Source organism: Halovibrio sp. HP20-59 (assembly GCF_033052795.2).
In the GTDB taxonomy this organism is placed as follows: Bacteria; Pseudomonadota; Gammaproteobacteria; order Pseudomonadales; family Halomonadaceae; genus Vreelandella.
On the sequence record NZ_JAWJUW020000153.1, the window covers coordinates 1 to 245 of the forward strand.

A 245-nucleotide genomic window follows, 5' to 3' on the forward strand; every position below is an offset into this window, starting at 1 on the left:
CGCGGGCTGGGCGCCCCTGGCCGCCGATTACGACGTGGTGCTGAGTGCGGCCGAGAGCGTCGTCGACATGACGATGCTGAACGCCACAAAGGGGCTGAAGGTCACCGGCAACGTTGGGATGCGGACTTGGGTCAAGCGCCTGCGCGGCCAGTTCATGCAGAACGCGCTTCTGATTGAGCGCGCTAACGACAAGAATAAGATCGACTATGTCGATGCGTGGCCCTATTGGCAGAATACAGATTTCG

1 protein-coding gene is annotated in these 245 nt (G+C 60.4%); it reads left to right on the forward strand.

What is annotated here, in order from left to right:
- A partial coding sequence (locus RZA33_RS19710) for a hypothetical protein (protein WP_317510012.1) occupies positions 1-245 on the forward strand: 245 nt, incomplete at both ends.